Origin of the sequence: Tistrella bauzanensis (genome assembly GCF_014636235.1) — a bacterium.
In the GTDB taxonomy this organism is placed as follows: domain Bacteria; phylum Pseudomonadota; class Alphaproteobacteria; order Tistrellales; family Tistrellaceae; genus Tistrella; species Tistrella bauzanensis.
Map to the genome: position 1 here is coordinate 74,024 of NZ_BMDZ01000016.1, position 15,467 is coordinate 89,490.

Below are 15,467 nucleotides of genomic sequence, written 5' to 3' on the forward strand. Positions count from 1 at the left end.
GGCAGGGGGCTGACCCGCTACTGTTGAACGGGCGGCCATTGACGGGCTGTGTGGACGATGGCCAGAACCCACACTGTGTCGTCATCAATCTCATAGACCAGGCGATAGCTTTCATGTGGAATCAACTCGCGGGTGCCAGCCAACCTGCCAGTCCGACCCATCTTCGGATGCATGGCCAGCCTGGCGACCGCATCGCGGAAAAGCGCATCAATGCGAGCGGCCGCGCCATGATTATCTGCCGCGATGTGCTCCCAGATATCGGCACGATCCCGTTCCGCCTCCGCCGTCCAGATGACGATCACCTGTGGGACGTCTCGGCTTGGTTGCGTCTGGCGGCGAACGTGGCCTCAACCTCGTCATTCGACCGGCCTCGTCCGGCACGCATCGAAGCGCGGGCGACCTCGACCTTGCGGCGCAGATAGTCGTCGTAGTCGCGGGTCTGGCGGCGCTGTTCGATATAGCCGCGCATCAACTCACGCATCACCTGAGAGGCCGGCCGGTCTTCGCCGGCGGCCTCGGCCAGGAATGCATCACGCAGGTCCGCTTCCAGCTTCATGGTGAAAACAGCGTCCTTCAGCATGGATTATCTCCTCTGTCACGCCATTTAATACTGATAAAGTATATACGGTCTCAGTACCCGGGACCACGTGAAATCGTGGTGCATCCGTTTGGCATCTGCTGGTGAGCGGCCGGTTCCGCTCTGGGAGCCACTGGCCCGCGACGGCCGCTTCTGCCATGGCAGCATGGCACGTGAACGCATCACCGAAGGCGAAATCCTCAGCGCCGTGCGCGCCAACGGCGCCGAGGGGATCGAGGCCGTCTCGGCGGTGATCCTGGAAAGCGACGGCTCGATCAGCGTCTTGACGAACCGGCCGTCCTGACCTCTGGCAGGTCTAGACGACCGCAGTGCCCGTTCCGTCTGGGCCTATTCCGCCTTGGTCACGCCCCAGAAGCGGTCGAAGCCGGCCGACCATGGCTTGTAGCCTTGCAGGTCCGCTGCTGTCGCGACCACGCGCACATCGTTATACAGCCCGATCACCGGCACCGCATCGGCCATGCGGGTGTGGATCTGTTCGAACAGTTTGGTCCGGGGCGCCGGGTCCATGGTCTGCTTCGAGGCATCCAGCAGCTTCATCGCGGTCGGGTCTTCCCATGACACGCTGGGCGATTTGGCCTTGTCGCCGATGATCGACGAATAGGCGATCGCCGGGTCCAGGCGCGAGGAATAGGCGAAGGACTGGATCTGGTAATTGCCGGTCAGATAGTTCTGAAGCTGGGTCGCCCAGTCCAGAACCTCGATCTGGGCGTTGATGCCCACCGCCTGCAACATCGCCTGGGCGGTGATCGCCACCTCGTGATAGCCGCCGGGGCGCATATTGGTCTGAATGCGGATCGGCTGGCCGGCATAGCCGGCCTCCTTCAGCAGCGCCTGCGCCGCCGCCGGGTCATAGGCCGGCCACTGGTCGTGCACGGCGGTGTGATAGGGGCTGGCCAGCGCCACGCCCGAGGGGTTGGCCTTGCCCAGCCCCTCGCTCGCCACCGCCACGATCGAGGGCACGTCGATCGCATGGGCGATCGCCTGACGGATGCGCTTGTCCGACAGCACCGGGTCGGTGGTCTGCATCAGCAGCAGCCGCCACGACAGGATCGGCTGCTTGAACACCACCAGCCCGCGCTGTTCGGCCTCGGCGATATCGGCCGGGCCGAGATCGACCACCATGTCCAGATCGCCGGCATAGAGCGCGTTCTTCATCACCGCGCCATCGGGGGTGATCAGGAAGCGCAGATGTTTCGCGAGCGCCGGGCGCGCGCCGGTCATGCCGTCGGTCGGCGTGTCGCGGCCGGTATAGTCGTCGAACCGGGTCAGTGCCACATAACGGCCGGGCTTCCAGTCACCGATCACATAGGGGCCGGTGCCGACCGGCGCCGTCCAGCTACCATCCCCGGCCACCGAGGACGGGTGCAGCACGGCGGCATTGCACTGGATATTGGCCATCATCATCGGCAGCAGCGCGTTGGGCTTTTCCAGCCGGAAGACCACCACATCCGGAGCCGGGGTCTCGATGCTGGTGATCGCGGCGCCCTGGCTGCCATCGAAGAACCGCTTGCACTGCCAGGTAGTCTCGGGCTTCAGATAGCGGTTCCAGCTCCAGGCGACATCGGCCGAGGTCATCGCCTCCCCATTGTGGAAGCGCACCCCGGGCCGCAGCTTGAACTGCCAGCTCAACCCGTCCTCGCTCTGTTTGAAGCTTTCGGCCAGCACCGGGCCGATCGACAGATCCTCGCGATGGCCGACCAGCCCCTCGACCACGTGATGCAGGATCAGGTCGGCGGTGCCGTCGGGTTGCACATCCGGATTGGTGCTGCGCAGATCGGTCGGGATCGCCAGGGTGATCCGCTCGGTATTCGGCATTCCACTGGCAGAAAAGGCAATCTGAGGCAGCAGAAGCGCTGCGGCCGCCACGGTCGCGGCGCGCAGATGCCGCCTGGTCACGCAGGTCATGGGTCTTCCCCTTCGCATCGTCCAGCCCTTGCGCGTGGTCTGGCCACCGCATCGTCCGAATCTTGATGAAGCGACACCGGCGGCGGGGCCGCCGGTCCCTGTCACGAGCCGGCCGGACATTCTTGAAAAGGGCGTCCGGTCCGGTATGTCCGCCAACGGCCCCGCGCGCTCCCCGCGCCAGGCTGCCGGCTGATGGTCGGTCACGCCCGGCTGGCGGCCACCGCATCGGCCAGAAAGTCCTGAACCGCGCCGACCACCTTCAGCCCTTCATGGCGCACGCCCGGCAGCACATCGTGGCGCACCGCGATGCCGGCGGCCTCGAACCCGGCCTTCAGGCTGGCGATCTTGTCGATGCGGGTGGCGCCGGCGATGTTGGCATCCTCCATCCAGCCGGGCATGCCCGGCTTCAGGGTGATTTCCCAGGTATCGGTATCCTCGGCGCCCACCACCATCTGCACCATCACCCGGCGCATCGCCTCAAGATCGACATCCACCCCGAACACCGCGCGCAGATTGCGGGTGCCCACCCACCAGTCGCGGCTATCGTCCAGCAGGGTGACACCGCCGGGGGCGCCGATCGATGCCGCGAACAGCCGATCGGCGTGCAGATACAGGAAGCGGTGAGTGAAATGGCCGCCGCCCGAAAACCCGAACAGCGCCACCCGCGAGACGTCGATGTCATAGCGCCGACCGACCAGATCGACCATGTCGAGCACAAGCTGGTCGAAGCGCATGTCATGGAATTTGATGCGCTTGTAATTCGACATCTCACCTGGCTCGATCAGCCCCACCGGAAACAAGGGCGCCAGGATGATGCAGTCATGGGCGTCGGCGAAGGCCGCGAAATGGTCGCGATAGGCCGCCGCCGTGCGGCCGGTGCCATGCATGGCCACGATCAGCCGCCAATGCCGGCGCGCCGCCTTGTCGGCGCTGACGAAGCTTTTCGGCACATACAGGCAATACGACACCCGCTGTTCGTCGGGCAGGGCCACAAACGGGGTCGGGCCGAAATCATAGAAGTTGAGATGCGGCTGGGCGAGGGTGATGCCGTCGGGGATCATGGGCCGGGCTCCGGTTTCATGGCGTCTGTCGGCCGTCCGCAGGCGGGCCTTGCCTTGGCAAGCATAGGACCGGCCAGGACACAGGCCAAGTTAAAAACTGCGTTTTTTGATGTTATAACGCAGAACGAGGGGCAACCTGCGGGGCACGGCCGCTGGCGGCCGCGACCACCGGCCGCCAGCCGCCGTCGGGCGCCGGCTCCAGCACCGGCGCCGCATCCAGCAGCGCGCGGGTGTAATCGGCGCGCGGGGCCGCGAACAGGTCTTCGGTCGCCGCCGTCTCGACGATCCGGCCATCCTTCATCACCGCCACCCGATGGGCGATGCGGCGCACCACCCCCAGGGCATGGGTGATGAACAGGCAGGAAAAGCCGTGGCGCTGTTGCAGATCGGCGAACAGGTCCAGCACCTGCGCCTGCACGGTCATGTCCAGCGCCGACACCGCCTCGTCGGCGACCACGAAGGCCGGGCGGCGGATGATGGCGCGGGCGATCGCCACCCGCTGGCGCTGGCCGCCGGAGAGTTCATGCGGCAGCCGCCGGACATAGCCGCTGCCCAGCCCCACCTCGTCGAGCACCTCGTCCACCCGCCGGGCGGCATCGGCCGCCGACAGCCCCGGCACATGGCGCAGCGGCTCGCCCACGATCCGGCCCACGCCATGGCGCGGGTCCAGCGACGAGAACGGATCCTGGAACACCATCTGGCAGTTCAGCCGCCGGTCGCGGGCCTGGGCGGCGCTGGCGCGCAGCGGATCGGTGCCACGGAACAGCAACTGCCCGCCGCTGGGCCGGGTCAGCCCCACCAGGCAGCGGCCGACGGTGGTCTTGCCCGATCCGCTTTCGCCGACCAGCGCCAGGGTTTCGCCGGGTTGAACCCTGAAACTGACCCCGTCGACCGCACGCTTGTCGGGCGCGCGGGTCAGCATCCGCCGCCGGCCGGGATGCACCACCACCAGATCGCGGGCCTCGATCACCGGCACCGGCGCCAGCGACACCGGCGCCAGCCGCCGGGGCCGCGGCATCGCCTCCAGCAGGCTGCGGGTATAGTCGTGGGCGGGGTTCAGCAGGATGTCGGCGGTGGCACCCTGTTCCACCACCACGCCCCGGCGCATCACCGCCACCCGGTCGGCATAGCGCGCCACCAGCCCCAGATCATGGCTGACCAGCAGAATGGCGGTGCGGTTCTCGTCGGCCAGTTCCACCATCAGCTCCAGCACCTCGCGCTGCACCAGGGTGTCGAGGGCCGTGGTCGGTTCATCCGCGATCAGCAGCTTCGGCTTCAGCAGCATCACCGAGGCCAGCATGATCCGCTGGCGCATGCCGCCGGAAAACTCATGCGGCCAGGCGCCGAAGCAGCGCGCCGGATCGTCGATCCGGATCCGCGCCAGCATCTCAAGCGCCAGCATCCGGGCCTCGGCCGCGCTGATCCGCTGATGCCGGATCAGGCCCTCCACCAGTTGCGCGCCAACCGTCAGCGCCGGGTTCAGCGACACCATCGGTTCCTGGAACACCATGCCGATATCGACACCGCGCACGGCATGGCGGCGGGCCGGCGCCAACGCCGTCAGATCGCGGCCGTCGAAGACGATCCGCCCGGCCCGGCGCATCAGCGGCGGCGGCAGCAGATCGAGCACCGCGCGCGACACCACGGTCTTGCCCGAGCCGCTTTCACCGACCACGGCCATGATCCCGGACGCGGCGAGGTTGAGGGTGACATCGTCGACCACCGCCGGGCCGCCATCGACCCCGATGGTCAGACCCTCGATGGCCAGAAGGGGTGGATGGGCCGGAGGAGGTGCGTGGGCCGGAAGGGGTGCGTGCTGATCGGTCATGCCTTGCGCATCCTGGGATCGAGCCGGTCGCGCAGCGCGTCACCCACCAGGCAGATGCCGAGCAGGGCCAGCGTGATGCAGGCACCGGGGAAAATGGTCAGCCAGTCGGCCTGGCCCAGATGCGGCCGGCCGGCCGACAGCATCGAGCCCCAGGTCGCCGCCGGCGGCGGCACGCCCAGGCCCAGAAAGCTGAGCGCGCTTTCAGCCAGCAAGGCCCAGCCGAACATCGATGTCGCCAGCACGATGATCGGTGACACCGCATTGGGCAGCACATGCGCCGCCATGGTGTAGAGCGTGGAATTGCCGGTCACCATCGATGCCTCCACGAAATCGCGGCTGCGCAGCGACATCACGATGCTGCGCACCACCCGCGCCATGGCGGGGGTATAGGCGATGCCCAGCGCCAGCACGATGCTGCTCTCGCCCGGGCCGATCACCGCCATCAGGCCCAGCGCCATCAGGATGCCGGGAAAGGCCAGCAGCGCATCGACCACCACGGCGACCAGCCGGTCGACCATGCCGCCCAGAAACCCCGCCAGAATGCCGATCGGCGCGCCGATCAGGCTGGCGGTGACCACCGTCGACACGCCGATGGTGACGCTGGTGGTGGCGCCGCTCATGATCCGCGACAGCACGTCGCGGCCGAATGCGTCGGTGCCCAGCCAATGCGCCGCCGATGGCGCCTGAAGCCGGTGCGGGATGTCCAGCGCCATCGGGTTATAGGGCGTCCAGATCAGCCCCATCACCGCCAGAACGATGACCAGCCCCACCAGCGTGGCGCCGATCCACAACCCCACCGGCCGGCGGCGGCGCAGCAGGCGCGGCACCGGGGCGGTGCCGTCGCCAGCCCCTGAGCCTTCAGATGTGGTGACGGTCATGCGGCGATCCTCGGGTCGAACAGCGGGTGCAGCAGGTCGACGATCAGATTGATCACGACATACAGCCCGGCAATGAACAGCAGCCCGCCCTGCACCACCGGATAGTCGCGGGCATAGATCGCATCGACCAGCAGCCGGCCCAGCCCCGGCAGCGAGAAGATGGTCTCGGTGACGGCGATCCCCCCCAGCAGATTGCCCAGGATCAGCCCGACCAGGGTCAGGGTGGGCGCGAAGGCGTTGGGAAACACATGGCGGGTCATCACCACATGTTCGGGCAGCCCCTTGGCGCGGGCATGGGTGACATATTCCAGCCTGAGGACATCGATGGTGTTGGCCCGCGCCATCCGGGTCAGGATGCCGATCTCGACGATGGTCAGCGTCATCACCGGCATGACCAGATAGGCGAGCGCGCGGCCGGCATTCTCGCCGAACCCCACATAGCCCACGATCGGCAGCCAGCCCAGTTCCAGCCCGAACCACATCAGGATCAGCAGCCCCAGCCAGAAGGTGGGCACCGACATGATCAGGGTGGCAAGGGCGGTCAGGGTCAGGTCCAGCGTGCCGCCGCGCGCCCAGGCGGCGATCATGCCCAGCGGCACGGCGACCAGGGTCGCGATCACCACCGCTGGAAACACCACCCCGGCGGTGACCATGAACCGGTCGGCGACCAGATCGGCCACCGGCAGATTGTTGACGATCGACCGGCCCATATCGCCCGCGAGCAGCCGTTCGACCCACAGCACGAATTGCAGCGGCCACGGGCCGTCGAGGCCATAGGCCTGACGCAGCGCCGACACGGTCGCCGGATCGGCGCTGTCGCCGAGCATGGTGGTGACGGGATCGCCGGGGATGGCGCGGATCAGCACGAAGACCGCGAGCGCCACCACCACCAGCGTCGGGATCGCCGACGCGAGGCGGTAGAGGATGAAGTGCCGCATCTGGCTTGGGGCCCCTGGTTGATGGTGCGTGGATGATGGCCGGCGATCAGGCGGTCGGACGGGCGGGCGCGCAGGCCCTGGCATCGCGGGTCGCCGTCTCGTCCATGTCGAGGGTATAGGTGGTGAAGCGGTCGCGGAGCGCCGGCATCGGCGCCACCTCCATCACGCCGGCCGCCGGTTCCATCACCACCATGGCGACCGTCGACGAGATCGAGCCGCCGGCGCCGGGGCGCGGCGGCCGGCACACCGAATAGGGCACGCCGAAATCGTCGAAGAACGCCGCCTTCAGATCGGCGCGGGTGATCTGGCCGCGCCGCGCCGCCAGCGCCCGGCGCACCCGCCAGTCGCGATAGAAGCTTTCCGGCACGAAGGGGATGCCGGTGTCGCGCAGCTTCGACAACGCCACCGGGCTGGTCCAGTGATTGGCATGCACGATCATGCCGTCCGCGTCGGGATAGATCTGGAAGGCTTCGTCGGGCGCGCATTCGAAATCGATCGCGAAGCCTTGCGACCAGCTCAGCATCATGTTGTTCGACGCCGATTTGGGCGTGGTCGCCACGGTCTTCATCGCCAGCGCCATATGGGCCTGTTCCAGCACCTTGCGCCGGATCAGCGCCAGCGGCACGCCGACCTGGGCGTAATCGCGGTCGCATTCCAGGTAATTGGCGGTGATGGCGATGCCGGCCGAGTTCATTCCGCAGCGCGCGAGGCCCCCGGCCTCGGTCATGGTCAGCAGATCGGGGCCGTCGTCGCGGCGGATCTTCAGCACCACGGTGGTGTGCGCGCATTCGGGCCGCCAGTCCCAGTTCTGGCCATGGATCAACCGGCCATGGGCGGTCTCGGCGCCCAGCACCACGGCACCGGTGCAGCCATCCGGCTCCTCATCGGGAATGCCGGCGCGCATCCGGCCGATCTGGAGAATTTCGGTGCGGGCATTGATCAGCAGGATATGTTCCAGATCGCAGCCGGCGCCTTGCGCGATGCCGCGCATCTCCTCGACATAGCTGCCATCGAAGCCCTCGACCACCGGCAGGAACTCACGCGCGATCGCGGCAATGCCCGCCCAGTCGTGGTTCATCGCCCGCAACTGGGCCGCATACAGCGCCACACTGCCCAGCACATGGGTCTTCAATGCCTGACCATGGCGCTGGCCGCGCTCGAAGGCTGTGCCGGCCAGCTCGACCATGGGGAAGTCGGTCACGTCGGCGGCGCTGACGGGAGCCACGGGAGGTGTCATCGGCGGGTCGTCCTTGGGCGGAGGGGAAAGATCCCGGTGGCAGATCGTGCGTCGGCAACACAATTGTGCTTATTGCACATGGAAGACAGTTCTGAAACCGCCCCCGGCCATGCAGGCCGGGCTTGATCGCGGCGGTGCGGCGTGGTTAACAGGGGATGCCGGACACCGGCACCCGCCAGTCGCAGGCTGTATTTCAGGTGGTGATGATGCCCAGGGGCAGTGATGACGCGGCCCAGCGGCCCGAACTGTCGGCCTTGCAGGCCGAGGTTGCGCGCCGGATTCTGGAACGGATCGGCGACGGGCGCTGGAAGCCGGGCGAACGCTGCCCGGAACTGGCGCTGGCCAAGGCGCTGGGCGTGTCGCGCACGCCGGTGCGCCGGGCGCTGGAACTGCTGGAGGCGGAAGGGCTGATCGCCCAGTCGCCCGGCCGCAGCTTCCGGCTGCTCGACGATCCGGCCGCCATCGCCGACGCGGTCGCCCGGGTCGAGGCCCTGCTGCCGACATCGGATGCCGAGCGGGTCTATCAGCAGATCATCGCCGACAAGGCCCAGGGCCGCATCGCCCAGGACGTTTCCGAAGCCGAGCTTCTGCCCCGTTATGACGTGTCGCACGGCACGCTCAGGCGCGTGCTGATCCGGCTGTCGGCCGAGGGCCTCGTCGCCCGCCAGCCCGGCCATGGCTGGCGGTTCGCCGACAGCCTGGACGACGACGACGCGGTTTCGGAAAGCTATGCCTTCCGCATCGCCATCGAATGCCAGGCCCTGGCCCAGCCGGGCTATCGGGTGGACCAGGAGCGGTTCCGCGAGGTCCGCGCCGCCCATATGCAGGTTCTGGCCAGCGACCCGGCCGGCCTGGACGAACGCGACTGGTTCCGGGTGAATTCGGCCTTTCACGAGGCCATCGTCGCCGGCGCCCGCAACCGGTTCTTCGATCAGGCGATCGCCCAACAGAACAATCTGCGCCGCATTCAGGAGCGCGAGGAATTCCGCCGGCTGCCGGCCGATCGGGTGGTGCAGTCGTGCTGCGAGCATCTGGCGATCCTGAACGCGATCGAAACCGGCAACCGCAGGCTCGCCGCCGCCCTGCTCCGCCACCATCTGGCCGAGGCCGCCGAATTCACCGAAGACGAGGGCGGCCCGGCCGACAGTTTCGGGCGCCTCTGACCGGCCGGTCACGACGGCCCCTCGGGCGCGATGCCGGGATAGGCCGCCATCTCGGCCGCCAATGCCCGATCCTCGTCGCGCGATGACCTGGCCAGCGCCGCCATCACCGCCACCCGATCGGCCGCCGGGCGTTCCTGGCTGTATTTGGCCAGCGCCTCGACCGTGTCGATCACGATCTCGAAGGCCTGGATGCGCGGCAGCATCGCCTGGATATCGGCCTCGTCCAGCGTCTCCAGCGGCCAGGGCTGCGGGCGGCTCGCCTCGACATGCGCAACCGTGCGCGCCAGCACGTCGCGCGCCGTATCATCGCCATGGATCAGCCGGATACGGCCGGTGATGTGGACGGCGGCGTAATTCCAGGTCGGCGCATCGGTGCCGGTGACATACCAGGCGGGTGACACATAGCCGTCGGGGCCGGTGAACACCGCCAGCACCCGCACGCCGTCGCGCAGCCGCGCCGCCTGGGGGTTGGCGCGGGCCAGATGGCTCAACAGCCGCGCACCGGGCCGGGGCGCGCCATCCAGCCGCAGCATCGGCAGATGGCTGGCCAATGGCACGGCCCCATCGGGGGCGGCATCGACCAGCATCGCGAAGCCATGGGCATCGACGAAGGCGGCGATCCGGTCCGGGTCATCGATGCGATAGCGTGCGGGTGCATACATGGGGAACTGGCTCCGTTCAGCGGTGCGCGGCGCGCACCGGCGGCCGCAGATGCGCCCAGGGGGCCGCCTCTTCGATCCGCCCGGCCAGCCGGAACAGGGTGGCCTCGTCGCCCGGCCGGGCGATGAACTGCACGCCCACCGGCAGGCCGTCGGCGCTGACGCCGCCCGGCACCGACATGGCCGGCTGGCCGGTGACATTGGCGATATGGGTAAAGCCCAGATGGCCCATCACCCGGTCCAGATAGGTATCGAGATCCAGGCCGTCGCAATCGAGGAAGCCATGAGCCATCGGCGCCTGCGGCAAGGTCGGCGTCATCAGCAGGTCATAGCCGGTGAAGAAGCGGCAGAACCGCCGGGCCTCGGCCCCCATCCGGCCGCGGGCATCCAGCAATGTCGGCGCCGGGATCGCGCGGCCGCGCTCCGCCGCCGCCAGAATGCAGCCTTCCACGGTCTCGCGGCTGACCGGCCGGCCCGTCAGGGCCGACAGATCGTCGACCTGGGCGGCGTCATAGGCGCACAGCATCAACTTCACCGCCCGGGCCACCGCCTCGCCATCATAGGCCGGCACGGCCTCGACGATCTCATGACCCATCTGTTCCAGCAGCCGCGCCATGCGGGCCACGGCGTCGCGGGCATCATCGGTCACCGCCACATCGACCGGCGGGGTCAGGCAGACCGCGATCCGCAGCCGGCCGGGTTCGGTCGTGACCTCGTCGATCCACGGGCGCTGCTTGGGCAGCGCGAAATAGGGCGCGCCGATATCGGGGCCGTCGGTCAGGTCCAGCATCAGCGCGCTGTCGCGCACGCTGCGGGTGATGACATGCTCCGACACCAGCCCGCCCCACAGATCCCACGACACCGGCCCGGCCGGGGTGCGGGCGCGCGACGGCTTCAGCCCGAAGGTGCCGGTCGACGAGGCCGGGCAGCGGATCGATCCGGCACCGTCATTGGCATAACCAATCGGCGCCATGCCCGCCGCCACCGCCGCGGCCGACCCGCCGCTCGACCCGCCGACGCTGTAGCCATGCTTCCAGGGATTGTGCGTCGGACCATTGGCAACCGGTTCGGTTGTAGCGTTGGAGCCGTATTCCGGCAGATTGGTCTTGGCGACCACGATCAGCCCGGCCCGGCGATAGCGGGCCATGATCTCGGTGTCGTAATCGCGGGTGAAGCCGGCGGCCAGCCGGCTGGCATTGGCGCTGGGCACGCCGGCATAGGACTGGCAATCGTCCTTCAACAGCACCGGCACGCCCCAGAGCGGCGCCGTGGCCCGGTCGACCCGGTCCAGCGCCGCAAGCTGCGCCCGAGCCTCGTCCTCCATGCGCAGGATCACCGCGTTCAGCACCGGATTGACCCGGTCGATCGCCGCGAACGCCGCCGCCACCGCCTCGTCGGGCGTGATCTCGCCGGCACGGATCCGGCCCGCCAATGCGACCGCATCGGCCGTTGCATAGTCCTCGACGAAGCTCATGGTGCGGTATGCCCTCTTCTGCGACAGGAAGCATATCTTTGATGATGATTACCCTATCAAAGTGTTTTCTTAATGTGAATAAGGCAATTTGATGATTCGCACGAACGGCTGGGCGACCGTTCGGCGGCGCCTTGCGTGATCTCAAAATCACAGCTCCCCGGCGGCAAATCGCTTGGATGATTCATCCGGGCGTGACTATGATCGTGATGCGCGAAGCGTGCGGATCTGTTCAGATCCAGCCAAGGTCATGCAGCGCGGATGCGATCCCGGCCACTGGCCGGACCGGTCATGCCGTGCATTGTCATGTGACCACCGAAATCAATGACGTCCGCCCGACCCGTCCATGAGACAAAGAGAGGCCCGCCATGACTTCACCGTCACGATCGAGGGCCAAAAAACGCCCCAGCCTGACACTGGCATTGACGCCGGTTGTTCTGACCCTGTTCGTTCTGGGACTGCAACTGTTCTATTTCGGCGATTTCACGCCGCATGTACCGCTTGCCATCGGCCTTGCGATCACCGCCGTTGTCGGCGTCACCCTGGGGTTCACCTGGCAGGACATCGAGGAGGGGGTGTTCCACGTCATCCATGTGGCGCTGCCATCGGTGTCGGTGCTGATCTGCGTCGGCATGATCATCGGGGTGTGGATCGCCAGCGGCACGGTGCCGACGCTGATCTATTACGGCCTGACCCTGCTGTCGCCGCAGATCTTCCTGGCGGCGGCGATGGTGCTGTGCGCGGTGGTGTCGCTGTCGCTGGGAACGTCCTGGGGCACGGTCGGCACGGTCGGCCTGGCGCTGATGGGCATCGGCGCCGGCTTCGACGTGCCGGTCTACTGGACGACCGGCGCCGTGGTTTCGGGCGCGTTCTTCGGCGACAAGGTGTCGCCTTTGTCCGACACCACCAATCTGGCGCCGGCGGTGACCGGCACCGATGTGTTCTCGCATATCAAGAACATGATGCCGACCACGATCCCGTCGATGCTGATCGCCTTCGCGATCTATCTGGCGGTGGGCTTCCTGGTGGTCGATGCCGATGGCGCCTCGTTCGAGAAGATCGGCGCGATCACCGGCGCGCTTCAGGCCAATTTCGACATCTCGCCCTGGCTGCTGCTGCCGGCGCTGCTGGTCATCGCACTGGCGCTGATGCGGATGCCGCCGATCCCGTCGCTGTTCGCCGGCGTGATCGCCGGCGGCGTGGTGGCCATGTTCACCCAGGGCGCCACGCTGCACGAGATCTTCACCTTCGCCAACAGCGGCTATGCCATCGACACCGGTGTCGCCGAAATCGACAGCCTGCTCAATCGCGGCGGCATCCAGTCGATGATGTGGACGATTTCGCTGGTGCTGATCGCGCTGGGCTTTGGCGGCGCGCTGGAACAGACCGGCTGCCTCGAAACCATCATCCAGGCGATCATGGCGCGGGTGCGCAGCTTCGCGGGCATTCAGACCGCGGCGGTCAGCACCTCGCTTGCGACCAATCTCGTCGCCGGTGACCCTTATCTGTCCATCGCCCTGCCCGGCCGGATGTATGCGCCGGTCTATCGCGGCCTTGGCTATTCCACGCTCAACCTGTCGCGGGCGATCGAGGAAGGCGGCACGCTGATGTCGCCGCTGGTGCCGTGGAATGCCGGCGGCGCCTTCGTGATCAGCGCGCTGGCGCTGGGCATCGCCGATGGCGAGATCCAGAACCTGCTCTACATCCCGCTGGCCTTCGCCTGCTGGCTGTCGCCGGTGATCGGCATCATCTATGCCCAGCTCGGCCTGTTCTCGCCCCGCGCCACCGAGGCCGAACGCCAGCGCTGGAAGGACCAGGGCGAGGCCATCGCCGATGTCAGCCAGTCGGATTGGGCGGAGGGCACGGTTCAGGAGCGGCCGCGGACGGCCTGACGGCCTGACAGCATGAGAGCATGGCCGCGCGATGGCTCAGGTCGAGCGCGGCCATTCGGGGTGGTGATGGTCGATGGTATAGGCGTGGGCATGCCGATGCCCGGCGCCGACAGTCACCGCCCCGCGCAGATGGGGATGATCGGCATCGAGCATCCGGTGGACATGCTCGATCTCGTCAGGATCAAAGGCCGGCCACAGGCGGATGGCGGCCACCGCCGCAAGTGCTGCGACCCCACCCAGCACGGCGAAGGTGGCGGACAGGCCAACCGTTGCGCCAAGCCAGCCGGCCGCGGGATAGGTGATCAGCCAGCAGGCATGCGACAGCATGAATTGCGCGGCGAATAGCGGCGGTCGGTCTTGTGGCTGCGATGATCTGCGCAGCAGCCGGCCGGACGGGGTCTGAGCCAGGGAACAGCCCAGACCAAGCGCGAACCACAGCAGCAGCAGCACCCCCAAATCGGCGACAAGCCCGCCGCCGGACAACCCGGCGGCGAGCACCGCCGCGCCGGAGAGCATGACCGTGCGATCGCTGATATCGTTGAGCAGACGCGGCAGCAGCAGGGCCGCGATCATCGACCCGGCCCCGAAGGCCGCCAGCGCCAGCGCCGTCGCGCGTTGGCCAAGGCCGAATTCCGCCTGCACCAACACCACCGTGTTGACGATGACCATGGCGCCGGCGGCGGCGATCGCGAGGTTCAGCGCCAGCAGGCCACGCAGGCGCGGCGTGGCGCGGAAGATCCGCAGGCCACGGGTGGCGCGGTTGTAAATGCTCTGCCGGCCGGCGGGCGTCGATGCCGGCAGCACTGTCGAGCCCACCAGAACAGCCGATATGATGAAGCCCGCCACCGTGCCCGCGAACAGGTCGTGGAAGCCGATGACGGTCAGAAGCGCCGCCGCCAGAATCGGGCTGACCAGGCTTTCCAGATCATAGGCCAGCCGCGACAGCGACAGGGCGCGGGTGTATTCCGCTTCATCCGTCAGCACGTCGGGGATGGTCGCCTGGAAGGTGGGGGTGAAGGCGGCCGACGCCGATTGCAGCACGAAGATCAGGAGATACACCTCCCACACCTGGGTCACGAAGGGCAGCAGCACCGCCACCCCCGCCCGCGCCAGATCGAGGCCGACCAGCAGCGCCCGCCGCGGCAGCCGTTCGGCCAGGGCCGTGGCGACCGGCGCCACCCCCACATAGGCGACCATCTTGATCGCCAGAGCGGTGCCCAGAACCGCGCCGGCATCGGCGCCGGCGAGGTCATAGGCCAGCAATCCCAGCGCGACGGTCGCAAGCCCGGTGCCGATCAGCGCGATCATCTGGGCCAGGAACAGATGGCGGTAGGTCCGGTTGGCAAGGATGCGCCGCATGATGCCCCCTTCGACCGCCCGCCTGCGCCACGGGCTGCACAGCGGGCGGTATCGACTTCTTATAGGTACTTGGTGATCTTCTTGAAGGTATCGATCGACTGACGCTGGTCTTTCTCAAGATGACCAACGACACCCTCAAGGCAATGATCGAGATGATCCTGGATCAGGATCTTCTTGGCCTGATTGACCGCCTTCTCGACCGCATGAAGCTGCTGAGCGATGTCGAGGCAGGGCCTGCCCGCCTCGATCATCTCGATGATACCCCTGAGATGGCCGTCGGCGCGCTTCAGCCGCTTGACGATCTCAGGATGGGTCTCGTGGATATCGGATGGCTCGGTCATGAGGCCGATCCTATCCCCCTGGAGGGGATATGACAAGGGCAATGCCCTGGGAACGCAGGGCAATCGGGTGAAACTGTGCGTGACAGGGCGGAAAAAGTCTGAATCTCTCGTTGTCGACCTTTTTGGCTTGGGAGGGA

Annotated in this window: 15 protein-coding genes; 3 read left to right on the forward strand and 12 right to left on the reverse strand. The window is 67.5% G+C overall.

Features of this window, described 5'->3' with window-relative positions:
* Positions 1-17 precede the first annotated feature (17 nt).
* Together IEW15_RS08970 and IEW15_RS08975 are read right to left on the reverse strand one after the other, a co-directional pair.
* Positions 18-302, reverse strand: a complete 285-nt coding sequence (locus IEW15_RS08970; protein WP_188576991.1) for a type II toxin-antitoxin system RelE/ParE family toxin — start codon at positions 300-302, stop codon at positions 18-20.
* Positions 299-580, reverse strand: coding sequence for an antitoxin of toxin-antitoxin stability system (locus tag IEW15_RS08975; protein WP_188576993.1), 282 nt, complete (start codon positions 578-580; stop codon positions 299-301). The genes IEW15_RS08970 and IEW15_RS08975 overlap by 4 nt, the downstream gene beginning before the upstream one ends.
* A gap of 88 nt (positions 581-668) precedes the next feature.
* Here IEW15_RS08975 and IEW15_RS08980 point away from each other — a divergent pair, with 88 nt between their 5' ends.
* Entirely contained in the window at positions 669-881 is a 213-nt protein-coding gene (locus tag IEW15_RS08980; RefSeq protein ID WP_188576995.1) for a YetF domain-containing protein, read from the forward strand.
* 44 nt (positions 882-925) lie between these two features.
* Here IEW15_RS08980 and IEW15_RS08985 read toward each other — a convergent pair whose 3' ends face one another.
* The 6 genes from IEW15_RS08985 to IEW15_RS09010 form a co-directional block, all read right to left on the reverse strand.
* Entirely contained in the window at positions 926-2,503 is a 1,578-nt protein-coding gene (locus tag IEW15_RS08985) for an ABC transporter substrate-binding protein (RefSeq protein ID WP_188576997.1), read from the reverse strand.
* 200 nt (positions 2,504-2,703) lie between these two features.
* Positions 2,704-3,564, reverse strand: a complete 861-nt coding sequence (locus IEW15_RS08990) for an alpha/beta hydrolase (RefSeq protein WP_188576999.1) — start codon at positions 3,562-3,564, stop codon at positions 2,704-2,706.
* A gap of 112 nt (positions 3,565-3,676) precedes the next feature.
* The gene (locus IEW15_RS08995; protein ID WP_188577000.1) at positions 3,677-5,392 is read right to left on the reverse strand and encodes a dipeptide ABC transporter ATP-binding protein; all 1,716 of its coding nucleotides are present in this window, start codon (positions 5,390-5,392) and stop codon (positions 3,677-3,679) included.
* Entirely contained in the window at positions 5,389-6,270 is an 882-nt protein-coding gene (locus tag IEW15_RS09000) for an ABC transporter permease (protein ID WP_188577002.1), read from the reverse strand. The genes IEW15_RS08995 and IEW15_RS09000 overlap by 4 nt, the downstream gene beginning before the upstream one ends.
* A complete protein-coding gene (locus IEW15_RS09005; RefSeq protein ID WP_188577004.1) occupies positions 6,267-7,208 on the reverse strand; it encodes an ABC transporter permease in 942 nt (313 codons plus the stop codon). The genes IEW15_RS09000 and IEW15_RS09005 overlap by 4 nt, the downstream gene beginning before the upstream one ends.
* A gap of 46 nt (positions 7,209-7,254) precedes the next feature.
* A complete protein-coding gene (locus IEW15_RS09010) occupies positions 7,255-8,445 on the reverse strand; it encodes a C45 family autoproteolytic acyltransferase/hydolase (protein ID WP_188577006.1) in 1,191 nt (396 codons plus the stop codon).
* Positions 8,446-8,600: 155 nt separating this feature from the next.
* Here IEW15_RS09010 and IEW15_RS09015 point away from each other — a divergent pair, with 155 nt between their 5' ends.
* A complete protein-coding gene (locus IEW15_RS09015; RefSeq protein ID WP_188577008.1) occupies positions 8,601-9,608 on the forward strand; it encodes a GntR family transcriptional regulator in 1,008 nt (335 codons plus the stop codon).
* Between the two features lie 8 nt (positions 9,609-9,616).
* On the opposite strand, the gene IEW15_RS09020 is transcribed toward IEW15_RS09015, so the two are convergent.
* Positions 9,617-10,270, reverse strand: coding sequence for an FMN-binding negative transcriptional regulator (locus IEW15_RS09020; protein ID WP_188577010.1), 654 nt, complete (start codon positions 10,268-10,270; stop codon positions 9,617-9,619).
* Positions 10,271-10,286: 16 nt separating this feature from the next.
* Positions 10,287-11,741 (reverse strand): amidase, encoded by a 1,455-nt coding sequence (locus IEW15_RS09025; protein ID WP_188577012.1) that lies wholly within the window; start codon positions 11,739-11,741, stop codon positions 10,287-10,289.
* 365 nt (positions 11,742-12,106) lie between these two features.
* Between IEW15_RS09025 and nhaC the strand changes: the two genes are divergently transcribed.
* A complete protein-coding gene (gene nhaC, locus IEW15_RS09030; protein WP_188577014.1) occupies positions 12,107-13,630 on the forward strand; it encodes a Na+/H+ antiporter NhaC in 1,524 nt (507 codons plus the stop codon).
* 36 nt (positions 13,631-13,666) lie between these two features.
* On the opposite strand, the gene IEW15_RS09035 is transcribed toward nhaC, so the two are convergent.
* Both IEW15_RS09035 and IEW15_RS09040 read right to left on the reverse strand, forming a co-directional pair.
* On the reverse strand, positions 13,667-14,989 hold the full coding sequence (locus tag IEW15_RS09035) for an MFS transporter (RefSeq protein WP_188577016.1): 1,323 nt from the start codon (positions 14,987-14,989) through the stop codon (positions 13,667-13,669).
* A 59-nt stretch (positions 14,990-15,048) separates the two neighbouring features.
* The gene (locus IEW15_RS09040; protein ID WP_188577018.1) at positions 15,049-15,330 is read right to left on the reverse strand and encodes a metal-sensing transcriptional repressor; all 282 of its coding nucleotides are present in this window, start codon (positions 15,328-15,330) and stop codon (positions 15,049-15,051) included.
* Positions 15,331-15,467: the final 137 nt, after the last annotated feature.